The 17,813-nt window shown below is 68.2% G+C and carries 20 protein-coding genes and 1 riboswitch; of the genes, 9 read left to right on the plus strand and 11 right to left on the minus strand.

Features of this window, described 5'->3' with window-relative positions; genetic code table 11:
- Positions 1–9: 9 nt before the first annotated feature.
- From ACSYAO_RS02465 to ACSYAO_RS02475, 3 genes are read left to right on the plus strand one after another with little or no spacing between them, the layout of a single operon-like run.
- Positions 10–1,074, plus strand: coding sequence for a class I SAM-dependent methyltransferase (locus tag ACSYAO_RS02465; protein WP_032128737.1), 1,065 nt, complete (start codon positions 10–12; stop codon positions 1,072–1,074).
- The gene (locus tag ACSYAO_RS02470) at positions 1,071–1,772 is read left to right on the plus strand and encodes a pseudouridine synthase (protein ID WP_049463458.1); all 702 of its coding nucleotides are present in this window, start codon (positions 1,071–1,073) and stop codon (positions 1,770–1,772) included. Before ACSYAO_RS02465 ends, ACSYAO_RS02470 begins: the two co-directional genes overlap by 4 nt.
- Positions 1,769–2,452, plus strand: coding sequence for an HAD family hydrolase (locus tag ACSYAO_RS02475; RefSeq protein WP_049463457.1), 684 nt, complete (start codon positions 1,769–1,771; stop codon positions 2,450–2,452). The genes ACSYAO_RS02470 and ACSYAO_RS02475 overlap by 4 nt, the downstream gene beginning before the upstream one ends.
- Positions 2,453–2,659: 207 nt before the next feature.
- Here ACSYAO_RS02475 and fabB read toward each other — a convergent pair whose 3' ends face one another.
- Both fabB and fabA read right to left on the minus strand, forming a co-directional pair.
- The gene (fabB, locus tag ACSYAO_RS02480; RefSeq protein WP_049424825.1) at positions 2,660–3,868 is read right to left on the minus strand and encodes a beta-ketoacyl-ACP synthase I; all 1,209 of its coding nucleotides are present in this window, start codon (positions 3,866–3,868) and stop codon (positions 2,660–2,662) included.
- Positions 3,868–4,383 (minus strand): 3-hydroxyacyl-[acyl-carrier-protein] dehydratase FabA, encoded by a 516-nt coding sequence (gene fabA, locus ACSYAO_RS02485; protein WP_049463456.1) that lies wholly within the window; start codon positions 4,381–4,383, stop codon positions 3,868–3,870. The genes fabB and fabA overlap by 1 nt, the downstream gene beginning before the upstream one ends.
- Before the next feature lie 191 nt (positions 4,384–4,574).
- Between fabA and dinB the strand changes: the two genes are divergently transcribed.
- Positions 4,575–5,669, plus strand: a complete 1,095-nt coding sequence (gene dinB, locus ACSYAO_RS02490; RefSeq protein ID WP_049463455.1) for a DNA polymerase IV — start codon at positions 4,575–4,577, stop codon at positions 5,667–5,669.
- Between the two features lie 291 nt (positions 5,670–5,960).
- On the opposite strand, the gene ACSYAO_RS02495 is transcribed toward dinB, so the two are convergent.
- A complete protein-coding gene (locus ACSYAO_RS02495; RefSeq protein ID WP_049462430.1) occupies positions 5,961–6,872 on the minus strand; it encodes an MBL fold metallo-hydrolase in 912 nt (303 codons plus the stop codon).
- An 85-nt stretch (positions 6,873–6,957) separates the two neighbouring features.
- A complete protein-coding gene (locus tag ACSYAO_RS02500; protein ID WP_049462428.1) occupies positions 6,958–7,596 on the minus strand; it encodes an NAD(P)-dependent oxidoreductase in 639 nt (212 codons plus the stop codon).
- A 108-nt stretch (positions 7,597–7,704) separates the two neighbouring features.
- On the opposite strand from ACSYAO_RS02500, the gene ACSYAO_RS02505 reads away from it, so the two are divergent.
- From ACSYAO_RS02505 to gph, 3 genes are all read left to right on the plus strand, one after another.
- Positions 7,705–8,634, plus strand: coding sequence for a LysR family transcriptional regulator (locus ACSYAO_RS02505; RefSeq protein WP_032128732.1), 930 nt, complete (start codon positions 7,705–7,707; stop codon positions 8,632–8,634).
- Positions 8,631–9,422, plus strand: a complete 792-nt coding sequence (locus ACSYAO_RS02510; protein ID WP_032128731.1) for a class I SAM-dependent methyltransferase — start codon at positions 8,631–8,633, stop codon at positions 9,420–9,422. The genes ACSYAO_RS02505 and ACSYAO_RS02510 overlap by 4 nt, the downstream gene beginning before the upstream one ends.
- Positions 9,423–9,486: 64 nt before the next feature.
- Positions 9,487–10,155: a phosphoglycolate phosphatase gene (gph, locus tag ACSYAO_RS02515; protein ID WP_049462426.1), complete on the plus strand. Its 669-nt coding sequence runs from the start codon at positions 9,487–9,489 to the stop codon at positions 10,153–10,155.
- Positions 10,156–10,283: 128 nt separating this feature from the next.
- On the opposite strand, the gene btuB is transcribed toward gph, so the two are convergent.
- Entirely contained in the window at positions 10,284–12,128 is a 1,845-nt protein-coding gene (btuB, locus tag ACSYAO_RS02520) for a TonB-dependent vitamin B12 receptor (protein ID WP_049462423.1), read from the minus strand.
- Positions 12,129–12,243: 115 nt separating this feature from the next.
- Positions 12,244–12,466, minus strand: a riboswitch (cobalamin riboswitch).
- 142 nt (positions 12,467–12,608) lie between these two features.
- Here btuB and ACSYAO_RS02525 point away from each other — a divergent pair.
- Positions 12,609–13,187, plus strand: coding sequence for a histidine phosphatase family protein (locus ACSYAO_RS02525; RefSeq protein ID WP_049462421.1), 579 nt, complete (start codon positions 12,609–12,611; stop codon positions 13,185–13,187).
- A gap of 91 nt (positions 13,188–13,278) precedes the next feature.
- Here the strand turns inward: ACSYAO_RS02525 and ACSYAO_RS02530 are convergent, their stop codons facing one another.
- Positions 13,279–13,641, minus strand: coding sequence for a TfoX/Sxy family protein (locus ACSYAO_RS02530; protein ID WP_032128727.1), 363 nt, complete (start codon positions 13,639–13,641; stop codon positions 13,279–13,281).
- On the minus strand, positions 13,638–14,120 hold the full coding sequence (locus ACSYAO_RS02535) for a GAF domain-containing protein (RefSeq protein WP_005407940.1): 483 nt from the start codon (positions 14,118–14,120) through the stop codon (positions 13,638–13,640). Before ACSYAO_RS02535 ends, ACSYAO_RS02530 begins: the two co-directional genes overlap by 4 nt.
- A 68-nt stretch (positions 14,121–14,188) precedes the next feature.
- Between ACSYAO_RS02535 and bioD the strand changes: the two genes are divergently transcribed.
- Entirely contained in the window at positions 14,189–14,872 is a 684-nt protein-coding gene (gene bioD, locus ACSYAO_RS02540) for a dethiobiotin synthase (RefSeq protein WP_440566474.1), read from the plus strand.
- A gap of 75 nt (positions 14,873–14,947) precedes the next feature.
- Here the strand turns inward: bioD and ACSYAO_RS02545 are convergent, their stop codons facing one another.
- The 4 genes from ACSYAO_RS02545 to msrA all read right to left on the minus strand — a co-directional run bounded on the left by ACSYAO_RS02545 (position 14,948) and on the right by msrA (position 17,812).
- Positions 14,948–15,097, minus strand: a complete 150-nt coding sequence (locus ACSYAO_RS02545; protein WP_177179489.1) for a hypothetical protein — start codon at positions 15,095–15,097, stop codon at positions 14,948–14,950.
- A gap of 87 nt (positions 15,098–15,184) precedes the next feature.
- Entirely contained in the window at positions 15,185–15,382 is a 198-nt protein-coding gene (locus ACSYAO_RS02550; RefSeq protein ID WP_049461855.1) for a hypothetical protein, read from the minus strand.
- Positions 15,383–15,421: 39 nt separating this feature from the next.
- Positions 15,422–16,870, minus strand: coding sequence for an aminotransferase-like domain-containing protein (locus ACSYAO_RS02555; protein ID WP_071227724.1), 1,449 nt, complete (start codon positions 16,868–16,870; stop codon positions 15,422–15,424).
- 204 nt (positions 16,871–17,074) lie between these two features.
- Entirely contained in the window at positions 17,075–17,812 is a 738-nt protein-coding gene (msrA, locus tag ACSYAO_RS02560; protein WP_049424850.1) for a peptide-methionine (S)-S-oxide reductase MsrA, read from the minus strand.
- Position 17,813: the final 1 nt, after the last annotated feature.

A 17,813-nucleotide genomic window follows, 5' to 3' on the forward strand; every position in this document is an offset into this window, starting at 1 on the left:
CCCGCGCCGATGGCCTCCAGCGACGACGCCCCCCTGCAGACCCTGTTCCTGCCGTTCTCCCAAGGCGCCCTGCGCTGGCCGGAGGGCCCGGTGGCCTTCCTGCGTGCCCGCGACGGCTGGCCGCTGCGCGAAGTGGCCGGCAACCGCGAAGTGCATTGCGAGCAGAGCTTTGCCCCGTTCGCGCAGCCGCTGCAGCAGGCCGCCGGCTGGACCGTCAGCGGCCAGCTGGATGATGTGGCCGGCAAGGGCCGCTACCCGCTGGTGCTGGTGCTGCCGCCGCGCCAGCGCGAGGAGGCCCGTGCCCTGTTCGCGCGCGCGCTGGCGCTGGTCGCCGACGGCGGCCGCATCGTCGCCTGCCAGTCCAACAACGAAGGTGCACGTTCGGGCGAGGGTGACCTCAAGCAACTGACCGGCCTCGGCGGCAGCCTGACCAAGAACCACTGTCGCGTGTACTGGACCGCCCCGATGCAGGGCCAGCACGACGCCGACCTGGCCAAGCGCTGGTCGGCACTGGATGCGGTGCGGCCGATCGTCGGCGGCCGTTTCCTCAGCCGCCCGGGCGTGTTCGCCTGGGATCGCATCGACCCGGCGTCGGCGCTGTTGGCCGAGCACCTGCCGGCCGACCTGGCCGGGCGTGCCGCCGACCTCGGCGCGGGCTATGGCTACCTGTCGCGCGAGCTGCTGGAACGCTGCCCGAAGATCACCGCGCTGGATCTGTACGAAGCCGAGCAGCGTGCGTTGGCCCTGGCCGAACTGAACCTGGCGCCGCCGCCGCGCGCGCTGCCGCTGCGCTTCCTGTGGCAGGACGTCACCGCGGGTATCGAACCGGGCTACGACGTCATCATCAGCAACCCGCCGTTCCACACGCCGTCGCGCGCCGATCGCCCGGACATCGGCCAGCGCTTCATCGCCGTGGCCGCGCAGGCGCTGCGCCCGGGCGGACGCCTGTACGTGGTGGCCAACCGCCACCTGCCGTACGAGTACACGCTCAACGAGAGCTTTGGCGCGGTGCGCGTGATCGCCGAGCGTGATGGCTTCAAGCTGGTGGAAGCGGTGAAGGGGAAGGGCAAGTGAAGCTGGTCAAGCTCATCGCCAACCTGGGCTATGGCAGCCGCAAGCAGGTGCAGTGGATGTTCCGCGAAGGCCGCGTCACCGACGCCGACGGCGAGGTGCTGTATGCCGACGACCAGGTGCCGCACGAGGCGATCCGGGTCGACGGCGAGCCGCTGGACCCGCCGGTGGGGCTGTCGATCGCGCTGCACAAGCCGGCCGGCTACACCTGTTCGACCAAGGACACCGGCCGCTTGATCTACGACCTGCTGCCGCCGCGCTTCCGTGACCGCGATCCGGTGCTGTCCACCGTGGGCCGCCTCGACCGCGAGACCAGCGGCCTGCTGCTGCTGACCGAGGATGGTGGCCTGCTGCACCGGATCATCTCGCCGAAGTCGAAGCTGCCCAAGGTCTACGAAGTGGAACTGAGCGACGACCTGCGCGGCGACGAAGTGGCGTTGTTCGCCAGCGGTACGCTGATGCTGGAGTCCGAGAAGACCCCCCTGCTGCCGGCTGAACTGGAAGTGCTGGATGCGCGTCGCGCACGCCTGGTACTGCATGAAGGCCGCTACCATCAGGTACGCCGCATGTTCGCCGCCACCGGCAACCACGTGCAGACCCTGCACCGCAGCCGCGTCGGCGGGCTGGACCTGCAGGGACTGGACGAGGGGCAATGGCGGCAGCTCACCTCCACCGATCTGGATACGCTGTTCGCTCCATGACCACCATCGCTGCGCTGCCGTTCCTGCCCGACGCCGTCATCTTTGACATGGACGGCCTGATGATCGACAGCGAGCGGGTCTCGCTGGCCTGCTGGAGCGAGGCCGCCGACGAGTTCGGACTGGGCCTGGACGAGGCGGTGTTCCTGCGCATGGTCGGCCTCGGTGACCGTGACACGCACGCGCTGCTGCGTGCGCAGGGCATCGAGGACAGCGTGATCGAAGCGGTGGCCGCACGCTGCCATGAGCTGTACGAAGCACGCACACAGACCGGCCTGCCGCTGCGTCCGGGCATTCTGGAGCTGCTGGAGCTGCTGAAAGCGCACGCGGTACCGCGCGCGGTGGCAACCACCACGCGGCAGCCGCGGGCCAACCGCAAGCTGGCCGCTGCCGGCCTGCTGCCGTATTTCGATGCCGTGATCACCAGTGGTGATGTGGCGCGGCCGAAGCCGGCGCCGGATATCTACCTGCTGGCCGCGCAGCGGCTGGGCCAGGTGCCCGAGCGCTGCCTGGCGCTGGAAGACTCACCGGCCGGCACGCGTGCAGCGCTGGCTGCCGGCATGACCGTGATCCAGGTGCCGGACCTGGTGCATCCGGATGAAGAGCTGCGCGCACTGGGTCACCGCATCGTCGGCTCGCTGGTGGACGCGCACGCGCTGCTGCTGCCGCTGCTGCCGAGGTAACGGTGGGCGCCGACCGTGGGTCGGCACACCCAATGCCCCGGCAGGTGCCAACCTTGGTTGGCACGCCCAAACGCCCTGGTAGGTGCCGACTTTGGTTGGCACGCCCAAACGCCCCGGTAGGTGCCAACCTTGGTTGGCACGCTTTTCAATGCAGTCGAGCAAGCTCGACTCTACGGGTGCCGACCGTTGGTCGGCACACCTGCCCCATCACACCCGCCCGAACACCAGTGCAGCGTTGGTGCCACCGAAGCCAAAGCTGTTGGACATCACCGTATCCAGCTTCTGCTCGCGGCTCTCGCGCAGGATCGGGAAGCTTTCCACCTTCGGGTCCAGTTCGCCGATGTTGGCCGAACCGGCAACGAAGCCATCGCGCATCATCAGCAGGCAGTAGATCGCCTCATGCACGCTGGCCGCACCCAGCGAATGGCCGGACAGCGCCTTGGTCGAGGACAGCGGTGGCACCGCATCGCCGAACACTTCGCGGATCGCGTTGAGCTCGGTGACGTCGCCCAGCGGCGTGGAAGTGCCGTGGGTGTTGAGATAGTCCAGCGGACGATCGACGTCCTGCAGCGCCATCTTCATGCAGCGCACCGCGCCTTCACCGGACGGCGCGACCATGTCGGCGCCATCGGACGTCACGCCATAGCCGATCAGCTCGGCATGGATGTGCGCACCGCGCGCAACCGCGTGGTCGTAGTCCTCCAGCACCAGCATGCCGCCGCCACCGGCGATGACGAAGCCGTCGCGGTCCTTGTCGTATGGACGCGAGGCGCTGGCCGGGGTCTCGTTGAAGCTGGTCGACAGCGCACCCATCGCATCGAACATCACGCTCATCGACCAGTGCAGGTCTTCACCGCCACCGGCGAACATGATGTCCTGCGCGCCATGGCGGATCATGTCCGCGGCGGCGCCGATGCAGTGCGCCGAGGTCGCGCAGGCGGCCGACAGCGAGTAGCTGACACCCTTGATCTGGTAGGCCGTGGCCAGGCAGGCCGAGACCGTCGAGCACATCGTGCGCGGCACCATGTACGGGCCGACCTTGCGCACACCGCGTTCGCGCAGCAGGTCGACTGCGCCGATCTGCCATTCGCTGGAGCCGCCGCCGGAACCGGCGATCAGGCCGGTGCGCAGGTTGCTGACCTGCTCGGGGCTGAGCCCGGCATCGGCGATCGCATCGCGCATGGACAGGTAGGCGAAGGCCGCCGCATCGCTCATGAAGCGCTTCTGCTTGCGGTCGATCAGCGCCTCCAGGTCGAGGTCGACGCGACCGCCTACCTGGCTGCGCAGGCCCGCTTCGGCGTGGTCGGCCAGGGCGGTGATGCCCGAGCGCCCTTCGCGCAGCGCAGCCGAAACGGTATCCAGATCATTGCCGAGGCAGGACGTGATGCCCATGCCGGTGATGACGACGCGACGCATCAGAAGCTCCCGGTTTCAGTGAACAGGCCGACGCGCAGGTCGCGCGCGCTGTAGATTTCGCGGTCATCCACGTACATGCGGGCGTCCGACTGGGCCATCACCAGCTTGCGGTTGATGACACGGCTGATGTCGATCTCGTAGCGCACCAGTTTGGCCTCCGGCAGTACCTGGCCGGTGAACTTCACCTCGCCGCAGCCCAGTGCGCGGCCCTTGCCGGGGGCGCCCAGCCAGGTCAGGAAGAAGCCGGTCAGCTGCCACATGGCATCCAGGCCGAGGCAGCCGGGCATCACCGGGTCGCCGGTGAAGTGGCAGCCGAAGAACCACAGGTCCGGGCGGATATCCAGTTCGGCGCGTACCATGCCCTTGCCATGCGGTCCGCCGTCCTCGCGGATGTCGGTGATGCGGTCGAACATCAGCATCGGATCGTTGGGCAAACGGCCGGCGGCGGTGCCGAACAGTTCACCGCGTGCGCTGGCCAGCAGCTGTTCGCGGTTGAACGCGTGGAGACGGGTCATGAAGCACAATCCTGGAAGCGGGGAAACAGGGAAACAAGCGCTCGAGGATGCCCGTGGAAACTGCGCCGATCAAACATTTCAACCGTACGCAACCGTAGTGTTTTCAAGGGAATACGCGCATCCTGTTGATGTGCAACGACCATACTTCGGCGTGTGGCCCACCCGGCCCGGCCCCGCCTTTCCCACCTGACATGACCCGACTGCGCAAGATCATCCACGTTGACATGGACGCGTTCTACGCGTCGGTGGAGCAGCGCGACGATCCGTCACTGCGCGGCAAGCCGGTGGTCGTGGCATGGCGGGGTGCCCGCTCGGTGGTGTGTGCGGCGTCCTACGAGGCGCGCGTGTTCGGCGTGCGTTCGGCGATGCCCGCCGTGCGTGCCGAGCGCCTGTGCCCGGACGCGATCTTCGTGCCGCCGGACTTCGCGCGTTACAAGGCGGTGTCACAGCAGGTACGCGCGATCTTCCTGCGCCATACCGACCTGGTCGAGCCGCTGTCGCTGGACGAGGCCTATCTGGACGTGACCGAGCCGAAGAGTGGCATTGAACTGGCCACCGACATCGCCCGCACCATCCGCGCGCAGATCCGCGAGGAAACGAACCTGACTGCTTCAGCCGGGATCGCGCCGAACAAGTTCCTGGCCAAGATCGCCTCGGACTGGCGCAAGCCCGACGGCCAGTTCGTGATTCCACCGCAGCGGGTGGACGCCTTCCTGCTGCCACTGCCGGTGAACCGCGTGCCCGGCGTCGGCAAGGTGATGGAAGGCAAGCTGGCCGCGCGCGGCATCGTCACCTGCGGCGACCTGCGGCAGTGGGCACTGATCGACCTGGAAGAGGCGTTCGGCAGTTTCGGCCGCAGCCTGTACAACCGCGCACGCGGCATCGACGAGCGGCCGGTGGAGCCGGACCAACAGGTGCAGTCGATTTCCTCCGAAGACACCTTCGCCGAAGACCTGCCGTTGGAAGACCTGGGGGAGGCGATCGTGCAGTTGGCAGAGAAAACCTGGAATGCCACGCGCAAGACCGAACGCGTCGGCCACACCGTGGTGCTGAAACTGAAGACCGCGCAGTTCCGCATCCTCACCCGCAGCTTCACCCCGGAGCGCCCGCCGGAATCGATGGAAGAACTGCGCGACATCGCCCTGGCCCTGCGCGCCCGCGTCGACCTGCCGGCGGAGACCCGCTACCGGCTGGTGGGTGTCGGACTCGGTGGCTTCCGCGAAAAGGAGCCGGTGGTGCAGGGGGAACTGTTCGAGCACGGGCCGAACGAGTCCCCACGTAGCTGATCTTCGTGTCGACCAAGGTCGACACCTACCAAGAGCAGGTCATGCCATCCAGACAGGTTGCGGAGACATGCCATCCAGGCAGATCGCAGAGAACTGTCGAAGGCGGGGTGGGTCCGGTTGCGGGGGCGTGAGCGCCATGGATGGCGCGACCGAGCCTCCATGGACGGATTCACGGCGTCCCCCGCAACCGGACCCACCTCGCCATCCCACGGATAGCCAGCTGTTGCTTCGGCTGTTGCCGTTGCATTGAGCAGGTGCAGGGCGCAGCCCTGCAAAAGAAAACTCCCTACCTCATGGCCACTGCATCTCGCCCTTGGCCACCTTCGCACTCAGCTCCAGCGACTCCACGCCCGCCAGCTTCGGGTACCGCGCCTGCATTGCTTTCACCAGCGCCGCACTGTCCTTCGCCTTTGCCGCCTCAACATCGAACGCGCGGATGTAGTCCGAGGTGAAGCGCAGCGCACTGGCATCCAACGCCGCACCCGGCGCGTAATGCCCCGGCACCACCACCTTCGGCTTCAGTGCCTGCAGCCGCTGCAGGGTCTGCAGCCAGTCGGTGTGCGACTTCGGCGTCTGCGTGTCGGCCATCCACACGTGTTCACCGGCCACCACCGGAATGCCACCGACGATCGCGCGCAGCGACGGCACCCACAGCACCGTGCGGTCCGGCGTGGGTCCATCCAGGCCGATCAGCGGCAGGCGCTGGCCTTCCAGTTGCAGGGCATCGCCGTCCAGCACCTGCGGCACCACGATGCGCGCCGGCACGTCGGCGCCCATCTTCGGTCCCCAGTAGGCCAGCTTGCCGGCCTGGGTCTGCTGGATGTGGGCGACGGTCTGCGCAGTGGCGACGACGCGCGCCTGCGGGAACGCGTCCTGCAGCGTGGCCAGGCCGAAGTAGTAGTCCGGATCGCCGTGGCTGATGTAGATGGTGGTCAGCTGCTTGCCGCTGGTGCGGATCAGCTCGACCAGCTTGCGCGCGTCGCTGGCACCAAACTGCGCATTGACCAGGATCGCGTCGTGGCGGCCTTCGATCAGCACCGAGGACACCGAGAACATCGCCTGCGGGCCGGGATGGAAGGTCTGCAGGTGCAGCTGGGATTTCGTGGCCGTGGCCGGCGCCGCGGCGGCCGGCGCGGCGAGCAGTGGCGCACTGGTGAAGCTGGCGGCCAGGGCGAGGGGGAGCAGCAGGGCAGCGGTACGCATGGGGCATTCCTTGTGGCGGACGGCGAGCCGGGCGTGGGCCTGGCTCACAGGTGGGTAGCGCCGGGCCATGCCCGGCGGCCTGGCATCAGTACGCCGCAGTGATGATCTGCTTCGGGTACTGGTGCGCTTCCAGCTCGGCGACGAACGCCGCGCCGTAGTCGGCGTAGCTGATGCGGCTGTGGCCGCTGGCATCAGCCAGGAAGGCCTTGGGCTGTACGCGGTACTGGCCGCGCTCTTCGCCCGGGCCGATTTCGGCGGCCGGCGAGAAGAAGGTCCAGTCCAGGTCATCCACCGCCTGCAGGCGGTTGAACGCCTCACGGTGGGCCAGTGCGTACGGCTTGTAGGCCTCCGGGAAGGTGGGGGTATCGACCAGCTGCACGCCGGGTGCGACTTCGAGGCTGCCGGCGCCACCGACCACCACCAGGCGGGGCACGCCGGCCTTGCGTGCGGCGGCGGCCAGCTGCGCGGCGACCTCGCCGACGCGGCCGATGTCATCGCCCGGGCGCGGGCCGTAGGCACTGGCCAGCACGTCGTGGCCGGTGATGGCGGCAACCAGCGCGTCCTGGTCATCCAGCGAGGCGATCACCGGATGGGCACCGGCCAGCTCGGCCGGGAGGTCCTGCGCGCTGCGTACGATGACAGTGAGTTCGTGGCCGCGGGCCAGCGCGTGGCGGGCGATCTGGCGGCCGATGTTGCCGGTGGAACCAACGAGGGCGATCTTCATGGCAGGACTCCGTGGGGCGGTGTGGGGTGGGAATGGGGCCACTCTAGGCTGCTGCAGTTGATCGAAAAACAGCGTATAACGCGCTTGTTTGTTGCATGGATCGAGCATATGGACCGATTGACCGCCATGACCGTCTTCGTCGAGGTGGCCGAGCGCGGCAGCCTCACCGCCGCCGCCGAGGTGCTGGACATGTCGCGGGCGATGGTCAGCCGCTACCTGGCCGAGGTCGAGGGCTGGCTGGGCGCACGGCTGCTGCACCGGACCACGCGCCGGGTCAGCCTGACCGGTCCTGGAGAGGCGGCACTGGCGCGCTTCCGGCAGATGCTGGCGATCGGTGAAGAACTGCAGGGCGAACTGGCCAGCGATGATCCCGAGCCGCATGGCACGTTGCGGGTGACCGCCAGCGTCTCGTTCGGGCAGAGCCATCTGGCACGGGCGGTGGCTGGCTTCGTCGCGCGCCATCCGGCGGCGCGCATCGAGCTGCTGCTGGTCGACCGCACGGTGAACCTGGTGGAAGAGCGCGTGGATCTGGCGGTGCGCATCGCCCGCCAGATCGACCCGAGCCTGATCGCGCGGCGGCTGGCCACCTGCCGTTCGGTGCTGTGCGCGACGCCGTCCTACCTGCAGGCGCGTGGCACACCGACCGCTCCCGAGCACCTGGCCGCGCACAACTGCCTGACCCACCACTACGTCGGCAAGAGCCTGTGGCAGCTGCACCGCGACGGTCGTTCGCTGTCGGTGGCGGTGGGTGGCAACATCAGCGCCAACGAGGCCTCGCTGCTGCTGGAGGCGGTGCGCGCCGGTGCCGGCATCGCCATGCTGCCGACCTACCAGGTGGCGCCGCTGCTGCGCAGTGGCGAGCTGATCGAACTGCTGCCCGAATTCAGCCTGGACGAACTCGGCATTCATGCCGTGTACGCGTCACGGCGCCAGCAGCCCGCTATCATGCGGCGATTCCTGGATTTCCTGGGCGAGTGTTTCGCCAGCCCGGCCTTCCAGGATCTGGATTGGCGCCCACCGGGCAAGGAGAACACATGAACCATGGACAGGCCTTGATCGACCACAACCGTGCTGCCTGGGACCGCCAGGCCAGCGAAGTGCGCGAATGGTCGCGCCCGGTGGAAAGTTCAACGATTGCCGCCGCGCGCGAAGGCCGCTGGCAGGTGCACCTGACGCCCCGCGCGTTGCCACTGGACTGGATGGGTGATGTGCGCGGCCGTCGCATCCTGTGCCTGGCCTCAGGCGGTGGCCAGCAGGCACCGGTGCTGGCCGCTGCGGGCGCTGACGTCACCGTGTTCGATCTCTCCGACGGGCAGCTGGAACAGGACCGCAGGGTCGCCGCGCGCGATGGCCTGCAGCTGCGCACCGTGCAGGGCGACATGCGCGATCTGCACGTGTTTGCCAACGACAGTTTCGATGTGGTGTTCCACCCGATCTCGAACCTGTACGTGCCTGATGTGCGCCCGGTGTGGACCGAATGCCGCCGCGTGCTGGCACGCGATGGCATGCTGATGGCCAGCTTCTACAACCCGGTGCTGTTCGTCGGCGCGCGCGATCCGCAGCTGGATGCACAGGGCCTGATCCGGCCACAGTACGCCATTCCCTATTCGGACCTGGAAGACCTGGCGCCGGCCGAGCGCGAGGCGAAGCTGGCACGGGGTGACGCGCTGACCTTCGGCCACAGCCTGACCGAACTGATCGGTGGGCAGCTCGATGCCGGCTTCATCATCGATCGCTTCATGGAAGACTGGCAGCCGCAGCCGCGATTCCTGATCGATCGCTATCTGCCCACCTTCCTGGCGACCCGCGCGCGCCGGATCGGCTGAGGCGGATCGGCGCAAAAACCTGCGGCGTACAATGGACGGCCCCACGTCATGCAGGTGCCGTCCCTTGTCGTATCCCTATCCGCTGGTCGTGTTCGACCTTGATGGCACGCTGGTCGACAGCGCAGCTGATATCGCCGAAGCACTGAACCGCACGCTGGAGGACATCGGTGTGGCACGCGTGCCGGAAACCACGGTGCTCGGTTGGATCGGCGACGGTGTGCGCCGCCTGGTCGAACAGGCCGTGCATGCGGCCGGCCGCGAGGTGGACCTGGCCGAAGTGATGCCGGTGTTCATGGTGCACTACCGTGAGTGCCTGCTGCGCAGCCCGCGTCTGTTCGATGGCGTGGCTGAAGCACTGGCGCAACTGCGTGCGCGCAACGTGCCGCTGGCGATCTGCACCAACAAGCCCGAAGCGCTGGTGCCACCGCTGCTGCAGCATCTGGGCATCGGTGATGCGTTCGCGCTGGTGCTGGGGGGCGACTCCCTGCCGCAGCGCAAGCCCAGTGGTGAACCGCTGCGGCATATCGCCGCGCACTTCGGGCTGCCTGTAGAGGCGTGCCTGATGGTCGGTGATTCGTTGACCGACTACCGTGCCGCCGAAGATGCAGGCATGCCGATCGCGCTGGTGCGTTACGGCTATCCGCGCGGCCTGGACCTGGCCACCGCGCATGCGGTGGCGGTGATCGACGACCTGCGTGAACTGCCGGGGTTGCAGGGCTGGTGCAACGGATAACGCCGGTCGCCGGGCGGTAACCGGGCCGACGCAATGGGTAGTGCCGGCCGCTGGCCGGCAACCCGCGATGCGCTGTCGAAGGTCATGATGTTGCCGGCCGGCGGCCGGCACTACCATGACCGTCGCGGTCACTTCGGCTGGTAACGCACGCTCAGCTGGTACTCGCGGCCCGGCTGGTTGAACCACGCCACGGTTTCATACGTGCGGTCGAATACGTTGGCGGCGCGCGCCAGCAGCGACCACGACGGCGTCAGCGCGTACTCGGCGCGCAGGTCCAGCGTGCCGTAGCCACCGACCTTCACCGCGTTGGCCGCATCGTCATAGCGCTTGCCCGCACCCTGCACGGTCAGGCCGGCGCGGAAATCGCCGAAGCGGCGGTCGACGTCCAGGCGCGCGGTCTGCTGCGCACGGCGCGGCAGCCAGTTGTCGAACTGGGTGCTGCCATGGGTGCGGTTGCGCGGGTCGGTGTAGCTCAGCTGCGCGTTGATGTCGAAACCGGCCAACAGCACGCCACCGGTCAGCTCGGCACCGCGGATGCGCGCCTTCTCCACCTGCTGCATCTTCATCGTGGACGCATCGTAGGTGATCAGGTCATCGATGCGGGTCTCGTACACATCCAGGCCCCAATGCCAGCCCTGGCCCTGCTGCGAAACACCGAGATTGGCGCTCTTGGACTTCTCCGGGTTCAACGTCGGCACCCCGCTCCACGGGTCGTACAGGTCGCTGAAGGTCGGCGCCTTGAACGCAGTGCCGTAGCTGGCATTGACGCGCAGGCCGTGCTCCAGTTCCATCGCCCAGCCCACGCTGCCGGTGGCATGGTTGCCGAACTGCTGGTTGTCGTCGTTGCGTGCGCTGGCCTGCAGCTGGTGGCGGCCGAAGCGGCCCTGATACTGCACGAACACGCCGGTGTTGCGACGGCTGTCGACGAGGTAGCCCGCGCTGCTGCCATCCAGGTTGTCTTCGCTCCAGTCCACGCCGGTGCTCAACAGCTGGCCTTCGGCCAAGGTGAAGTCACCCTGCAGCGAGGCGCTGTCGCGGTGGGTCTGCGCGCTGCCGCGTGCGCCGAAGTCGCCGAAGTTGTCCGACTCGTTGTCACTGCGGCCGACGTTGGCTGTGAAAGCCAGGCGTTCAGACGGGGTGTAGCGCACCTTGCCGGCCAGCACCTGCTGGCGGGTCTCCGAGTAGTTGTAGTAGCCGTCGTAGTGGTTCTTGCCGTCGGCGCGCAGTGCGCTGCCTTCCACGGTCCACTGGTCGTTGAAGCTGTAGCCGCCGCGCAGGCTCTTGGACAGGTTGCGGTAGCCGTCGCGGTCGTGCTCGTCGGCAAAGCAGCCCGCGGTGAACACCGAGGCGGAGCCGCGGCAGGCATCGATGCCGTCGGAATGCTGGTAGGCGATGTCGGCGCCGAACCAGCCGCGTTCGGTGCCACCGCCGATGCCGCCGCTGGCTTCGCGCAGGCCGTTGCTGCCACCGCCGAGCTGGAAGTGCGGAGCGAAATCGCCCTGGTTGCGGCGGGTGAAGATCTGGATCACGCCACCAATGGCGTCGGCACCGTACAGGCTGGACTGCGGGCCGCGCACGATTTCCACGCGCTCGATCTGCGCCAGCGGCAGGTCCTGGTACATGGCCAGGCCGAGGTCGGCACTGTTGATGCGCACACCATCCACCAGCACCACGGTGTGGCCCGAGTTGGTGCCGCGCAGGAACAGCGAGCTCTGCTTGCCGAGGCCGCCGGAGTTGGTCAGGTTGATGCCGGCGCGGCCGCGCAGCAGCTCCTGCAGCGAGGTGGCCTGGCTGGATTCGATCTGCGCGCGGTCGATCACCTGGGCCGGCGCGATGCTGTCCTGCAGGGCGATCGGGGTGCGGGTGGCGGTGACCAGGATCTGGTCGAGCGCGGTGGTGTCATCGGCGGCCTGGGCCAGCGCGGGCAGGGCGGCCAGCACGGCCAGGGACAGCATTCGGGACTGCAGCTTCATGGGGGACTCCAGGTGCCACGCACGCCCGCGTGGCGAAGGGGAGGAGCCGCGAAGGCAGGCATGCGCCGACGCCGCAGCGCAGGCTGCGGTCATCCAGCGCCATGCCCACCGCATCGCGACCTGAGGCTTCCTGGCCGGTCTCCGGGCTTGCCGCCGGGTGGCGCGAGGCCACCGTCCAGGCGCCTTCCCATGCCTGCGGCACAGTGGCGTTGTTGCCTGGAACTGACGTGCTTACCGTTGCGGGGGCAGCGCCGGCCTGGCGTGGAATCACGCGTCACCGGCTTCCCGTTTCAACCTGCCGGCCGTGGCCGCAGGTCACCTGGAAGTGCGCGCAGTCTACGGCATCGCAGGCGGCCCGTAGCGTCGAGCGTGCTCGACTGCCTTTGCTGTGCCCTTAGAATGGTCCCTCGATCCCGTGGTGCCGTTGCCGATGTCCGCCCGTTTTCCGCTGTTCCCGCGTTGCCTGTACAGGACGCACGCATGATCCTCGACCTGGTCCGCCATGCCGGCAACGGTCGCGATGAGTTCCTCGATGGCCGCAGCGATCCACCGCAGCTGGCCCGCCTGCCGCAGGAACTGGTCGACGCCTACGCTGCGCAGCCCTGGGAGCGGGTGATCAGTTCGCCGCGGCTGCGCTCGCTGCACACGGCGATGGCCCTGGCCACGCCGCGCGGGCTGGACGTGGAAGCGGACGAGGAATGGGAAGAGCTGGATTTCGGCGATTGGGACGGGCAGTCGCTGTTCGACCTGCCGGAGGACGCATTGGCGGCCTTCCATGCCGACCCGCATGCATTCCCGCCGCCGAACGGCGAAAGCTGGGGCCACTTCGAGCGGCGCATCGCGCGCGCGCTGGATCGCCTGCTTGATGATGACGATCCGGTGCCGACGCTGGTGGTCAGCCACGGCGGCCCGCTGCGCATGGTGCTGTCGCAGGTCTGCGGCCTGCCGATGTCGCTGTGCTGGGCCCTGCGTATTGACCACGGCACACGCCTGCGGGTGTGGCTGGAGCGCGGCGAGGTCGGGCTGGTGGGCGAACTGCAGGAGCTGCAGCAGCCCTGACCGCACTCGCCGGGCATGACCCGGCGCTACCGATCCCGCATCGCAGTGGTGGTGCCGGCCGCTGGCCGGCATCCCCAGGAACGCGGAGGCCTCAATCCTCGTCCGCGCGCTCGGCCACGCTGTCCTCAGCGTCGTCGTCAGCATCGAAGCGCTGCTCATGCACCGGGCCCGAAGCGGGGCCGGCCGCCTTCAGCGGATGCGCAGCGATGCGCGCTTCGTAATCCTGCACCAGTGCCTCACGCTGCGGCTCGCTCAGTTCCTGCCAATGGCAGTCCAGCAGCGCGCCTTCCAGTGAATAGAGCAGGTTCAGGCTGGGCTTGAAGCCGGCGCGCTTGACCTTGACGAAGGCGCCGACCGCGCCGATCGCAACCAGATCCTCGCGGCTGCGCAGGCCGACCTGACGCAGCCACGCCGCACTCTTCGGGCCGATGTTGCGCAGCTTCGGTGCGCTCATCCCAGCGCCTCGACGAACACGCGGGCGATGGCTTCCAGGCCAGCCTGGTCGTCGGCATCGAAGCGGCCGACTTTCGGGCTGTCGATGTCGAACACGCCGATCAGTTCATCGCCGCGCAGCAACGGCACCACCAGTTCCGAGCGCGAGGCCGAATCGCAGGCGATGTGGCCGGGGAAGGCATCGACGTCCTCCACGCGCTGGGTCACGCGCTGGCTGGCGGCGGCACCGCACACGCCCTTGTCCAGCGGGATGCGCACGCAGGCCGGCAGGCCCTGGAATGGCCCGACCACCAGTTCCTTGCCGTCGTACAGGTAGAAGCCCACCCAGTTCAGGTCGGGCAGAGCGTGATAGACCAGCGCGGAGAGGTTGGCCGCGTTGGCGATGCGGTCGGACTCGGCGTAGACCAGGCCGCGGGCCTGTTCCAGCAGCTGGGCGTATTGTTCCGGCTTGCTGCCGGTGAGCGAGGCATTGGCGAACATGCCCGCAGTCTAGCAAGCGCGCCGGGCCGGCGATAATGCAGGCTCTGTTGCCCCGCTGGAGCTTATCGATGCCGTTGCCCGCCACGCTGCCGCCTGCCCTGTTCGTCACCGGCACCGATACCGAGATCGGCAAGACCGCGGCCAGCACCGCGCTGCTGCATGCACTGCGCCGGCGCGGCCTGCGCGCGGTTGGCATGAAGCCGGTGGCCAGCGGCAGCGAAGACCTGGGGCAGGGCCTGCGCAACGAGGACGCGCTGGCGCTGCAGGCGGCCAGTTGGCCGGTGCCGGTCTATGCCGACCTGAATCCGTACGCGCTGCGGCAACCGCTGGCGCCGGAGCTGGCCGCTGCCGAGGATGGCGTGCAGGTGGAACTGGCGCCGATCGTGGCAGCGTTCGCGCGCCTGCGTGCTCAGGCCGATGTCGTGGTGGTGGAGGGCGTTGGCGGTTGGCTGGCGCCGGTCTCGGCCACGCTCGAGCAGCTCGACCTGGTGCGTGCATTGCATCTGCCGGTAGTACTTGTGGTCGGCATGCGGCTGGGCTGCGTCAACCACGCACGGCTGACTGCGCAGTCGCTGCAGGCCAGCGGCGTGGAGTGCCTGGGCTGGATCGGCAACCACATCGACCCGGTGATGCAGCGCCAGGATGAGAACATCGCGACGTTGCAGCAGCGCCTGCCGATGCCGTGCTGGGGGCGGCTGCCGTATCTGCCGGGAGAGGATGGCGAAGCGCTGTCGGCGTACCTGCTCGAGTGATCCTGGGTAGTGCCGGCCGCTGGCCGGCAACTGCATCCACCCGGCGATCCCGAGGTTGCCGGCCAGCGACCGGCGTTACCGTGCCGCAGCCGCCAGCTCCTTCGCGATCGCACCCAGCCGCTCCACCGCACCGATGAAGCGCGCATCCAAGGTCTGGCAGCACGACAGCCGCAGGCATTGGCGGTAGCGTGCGCCGCGCGAGTACACGCGGCGCTGGGCGCGCACGTGCTTGAGTGATCCTGGGTAGTGCCGGCCGCTGGCCGGCAACTGCATCCACCCGGCGATCCCGAGGTTGCCGGCCAGCGGCCGGCACTACCGTGTTGCAGCTGCCAGCTCCTTCGCGATCGCACCGAGCCGCTCCACCGCGCCGATGAAGCGCGCATCCAGCATCTGGCAGCACGACAGCCGCAGGCAGTGGCGATAGCGCGCGCCGCGCGAGTACACGCGGCGCTGGGCGTGCACCTGCTTGAGTGATCCTAGGTAGTGCCGGCCGCTGGCCGGCAACTGCATCCACCTGGCGATCCCGAGGTTGCCGGCCAGCGGCCGGCGTTACCGTGCTGCAGCCGCCAGCTCCCGCGCGATCGCACCCAGCCGCTCCACCGCACCGATGAAGCGCGCATCCAAGGTCTGGCAGCACGACAGCCGCAGGCAGTGGCGGTAACGCGCACCACGCGAATACACCTGGCCGGGCATGAACACGATGTCCTCTACCAGCGCACGTTCGAACAGCTCACGCGTATCCACGCCCGGCAGTTCGAGCCACAGCAGGAAGCCGCCTTGCGGCTCGGTGGCACGGGTGCCGGCCGGGAAGTGTTCGGCCACCAGCTGGCGCAGCCGTCCCACCTGTTCGCGGTACAGCCGGCGCATGCGGTGCAGGTGATGCTCGTAGCTTCCGGCTTCCAGATACGCCGCCACCGCATCGCCGAGCAGTTGAGGCTCGCCACCGGTGGACTGGAATTTCAGCAGCGCGATGCGCTCGGCGAAGCGGCCGCCATCCAGCCAGCCGATACGGTAATCCGGTGCCAGTGTCTTGGAGAACCCACCGACCACCATCACCCAGCCATCGCGATCGAAGGCCTTCAGCAAGGGCGCCGGCGGTTCGCAGAACTGCAGCTCGGCATACACCGCATCTTCGATCAGCGGTAGCTGGCGCGCGTTGACCAGTTCGGCCAGGCGTTGCTTGGCGGGTGTCGGCATGGTACAGCCCAGCGGATTGTGTACGGTCGGCATCACCACCAGTGCGGCCAGCGACGTGTGCTCCAGCATCGCTTCCAGTGCATCGACATCCAGGCCGTGCTGCGGGTGGGTGGGCAGCTCGATGGCCTGCAGGCCGAGGTTGGCCAGCAACGGGTACAGGTTGAAGTAGGACGGCGCCTCGATGCCCACCGCATCACCGGGCTGGGTGACCGCGCGCAGTGCCAGCTGCAGGGCCTCCATCGCGCCGTGGGTCAGCAGCAGCCGCTCGCTATGGGTGTGCAGGCCCATGCGTGGACCGCGACGCACGATCTGCGCCAGCAGCCTGGGGGAGCCGTTCGGGCGCGCGTAGGATTCCACTGTCTGCTGGCCGTGCCGCAGCACCTGCGCGGTATGCCGGGCCAGCTGCGCGCCCGGATAGAACTGGCGCCCGCGCGGACCGGCGAAGGCCAGGTCGATCACTCCGGAGCGACGTTGTGCCTCCAGCACGCGCGCCATCAGCACCTGCTGCAGTGGTGCGGTGGGTGCGGACGGGGTATCACGCAGCGAACGCTCTGGCACCGACAATCGCGGCGCCACCTCGAAGCCGGCCTTTGGCCGCGGAATGACCAGGCCGGCGTCCTCCAGCTGGCGATAGGCCGCGATCACCGTGTTCAGGCTGAGCCTTCGCTGCAGGGCCATCTGCCGCAGTGAAGGCAGGCGGCTGCCGACCGGGAGACGTCCGCCGTGGATGGCTTCGGCCAGTTCATCGGACAGCCGTTGGTAGCGGGGTGGGATCATCGCGCTCTGGTTATCTGTATCCATCGAACTTCCCGCCATCTGGTTCTGTACCCATGATGATGGCGAGCCTAGCATGTCGTTGTCGGACGGGCCTGATCGGGGCACGGCCGATACTTCCCAAGCGCACGGCTGGATGGCCGTGCGTCTTTTTTTGGAGGTGGTACCGGCCGCTGGCCGGCGATCCCCAGATCCGCAGGAGCCGGCCAGCGGTCGGCACTACCCGGGTCGTTACCGCATCGGCACCAGTGCCGCGTCGCGCCGGTACAGCGCCGGGAACTGCTTGCCCAGTGCAGCCAGCTTCGGTGCGTCGTAGTAGCGGATGTAGGCCGCCTGCGGGTAGTTGGTCATGTAGTTCTGGTGGTAGCTCTCGGCCGGGTAGAAGTGCTGGCCGCTGACCAGCTGGGTGACGATCGGTGCGCGGTAGCTGCCGGCCTGGCCGAGCTGGGCGATGTAGGCGCGGCTGGCCGCCTGCTGGCGTGCGTCATCACTGAAGATCGCCGAGCGGTACTGGCTGCCGTGGTCCGGCCCCTGTCGATTGAGCTGGGTCGGATCGTGCACCACCGAGAAGAACACCTGCATCAGCTGGCCATAGCTGACCTGGCGCGGGTCGTAGTCGATCTTCACCGCCTCGGCATGACCGGTCTGGCCACCGCTGACGCGCTCATAGCGCGCATTGGCCGCGCTGCCACCGATGTAGCCGGACACCGCATTGCTCACGCCTTTGACGTGCTGGAACACGCCCTGCACGCCCCAGAAGCAACCGCCGGCGAACACCACGCTGGCATGGGTGGCGTCATCGCGGAACGCGGCGTCGCCGCTGGGCGCCGGTAGTGCCTTGGCCTGCGCGCTGGCTTCCAGCGGTGCCGCGACTGCGCCGTGGTCGACCAGCAGCACGCCAGCGATCAATGCAGTAGCTACCAAGCCGGCGACACCGGCGGCGATACCTTGTTCAAAAGAGAGTTTCATC

It is taken from the genome of Stenotrophomonas sp. STK16_22 (assembly GCF_051984505.1).
Taxonomy (GTDB): Bacteria; Pseudomonadota; Gammaproteobacteria; order Xanthomonadales; family Xanthomonadaceae; genus Stenotrophomonas; species Stenotrophomonas maltophilia_A.

Coding starts and splice junctions, on each gene's coding strand:
- ACSYAO_RS02535 (WP_005407940.1), bottom strand. CDS start 14,120: ATGTTCGCCAATGCCTCGCTCACCGGCAGCAAGCCGGAACAATACGCC.
- ACSYAO_RS02530 (WP_032128727.1), bottom strand. CDS start 13,641: ATGAGCGCACCGAAGCTGCGCAACATCGGCCCGAAGAGTGCGGCGTGG.
- msrA (WP_049424850.1), bottom strand. CDS start 17,812: ATGAAACTCTCTTTTGAACAAGGTATCGCCGCCGGTGTCGCCGGCTTG.
- ACSYAO_RS02525 (WP_049462421.1), top strand. CDS start 12,609: ATGATCCTCGACCTGGTCCGCCATGCCGGCAACGGTCGCGATGAGTTC.
- ACSYAO_RS02550 (WP_049461855.1), bottom strand. CDS start 15,382: ATGCAGTTGCCGGCCAGCGGCCGGCACTACCTAGGATCACTCAAGCAG.
- ACSYAO_RS02475 (WP_049463457.1), top strand. CDS start 1,769: ATGACCACCATCGCTGCGCTGCCGTTCCTGCCCGACGCCGTCATCTTT.
- ACSYAO_RS02555 (WP_071227724.1), bottom strand. CDS start 16,870: ATGGATACAGATAACCAGAGCGCGATGATCCCACCCCGCTACCAACGG.
- ACSYAO_RS02505 (WP_032128732.1), top strand. CDS start 7,705: ATGGACCGATTGACCGCCATGACCGTCTTCGTCGAGGTGGCCGAGCGC.
- ACSYAO_RS02465 (WP_032128737.1), top strand. CDS start 10: ATGGCCTCCAGCGACGACGCCCCCCTGCAGACCCTGTTCCTGCCGTTC.
- ACSYAO_RS02510 (WP_032128731.1), top strand. CDS start 8,631: ATGAACCATGGACAGGCCTTGATCGACCACAACCGTGCTGCCTGGGAC.
- dinB (WP_049463455.1), top strand. CDS start 4,575: ATGACCCGACTGCGCAAGATCATCCACGTTGACATGGACGCGTTCTAC.
- btuB (WP_049462423.1), bottom strand. CDS start 12,128: ATGAAGCTGCAGTCCCGAATGCTGTCCCTGGCCGTGCTGGCCGCCCTG.
- fabB (WP_049424825.1), bottom strand. CDS start 3,868: ATGCGTCGCGTCGTCATCACCGGCATGGGCATCACGTCCTGCCTCGGC.
- ACSYAO_RS02495 (WP_049462430.1), bottom strand. CDS start 6,872: ATGCGTACCGCTGCCCTGCTGCTCCCCCTCGCCCTGGCCGCCAGCTTC.
- fabA (WP_049463456.1), bottom strand. CDS start 4,383: ATGACCCGTCTCCACGCGTTCAACCGCGAACAGCTGCTGGCCAGCGCA.
- ACSYAO_RS02500 (WP_049462428.1), bottom strand. CDS start 7,596: ATGAAGATCGCCCTCGTTGGTTCCACCGGCAACATCGGCCGCCAGATC.
- bioD (WP_440566474.1), top strand. CDS start 14,189: ATGCCGTTGCCCGCCACGCTGCCGCCTGCCCTGTTCGTCACCGGCACC.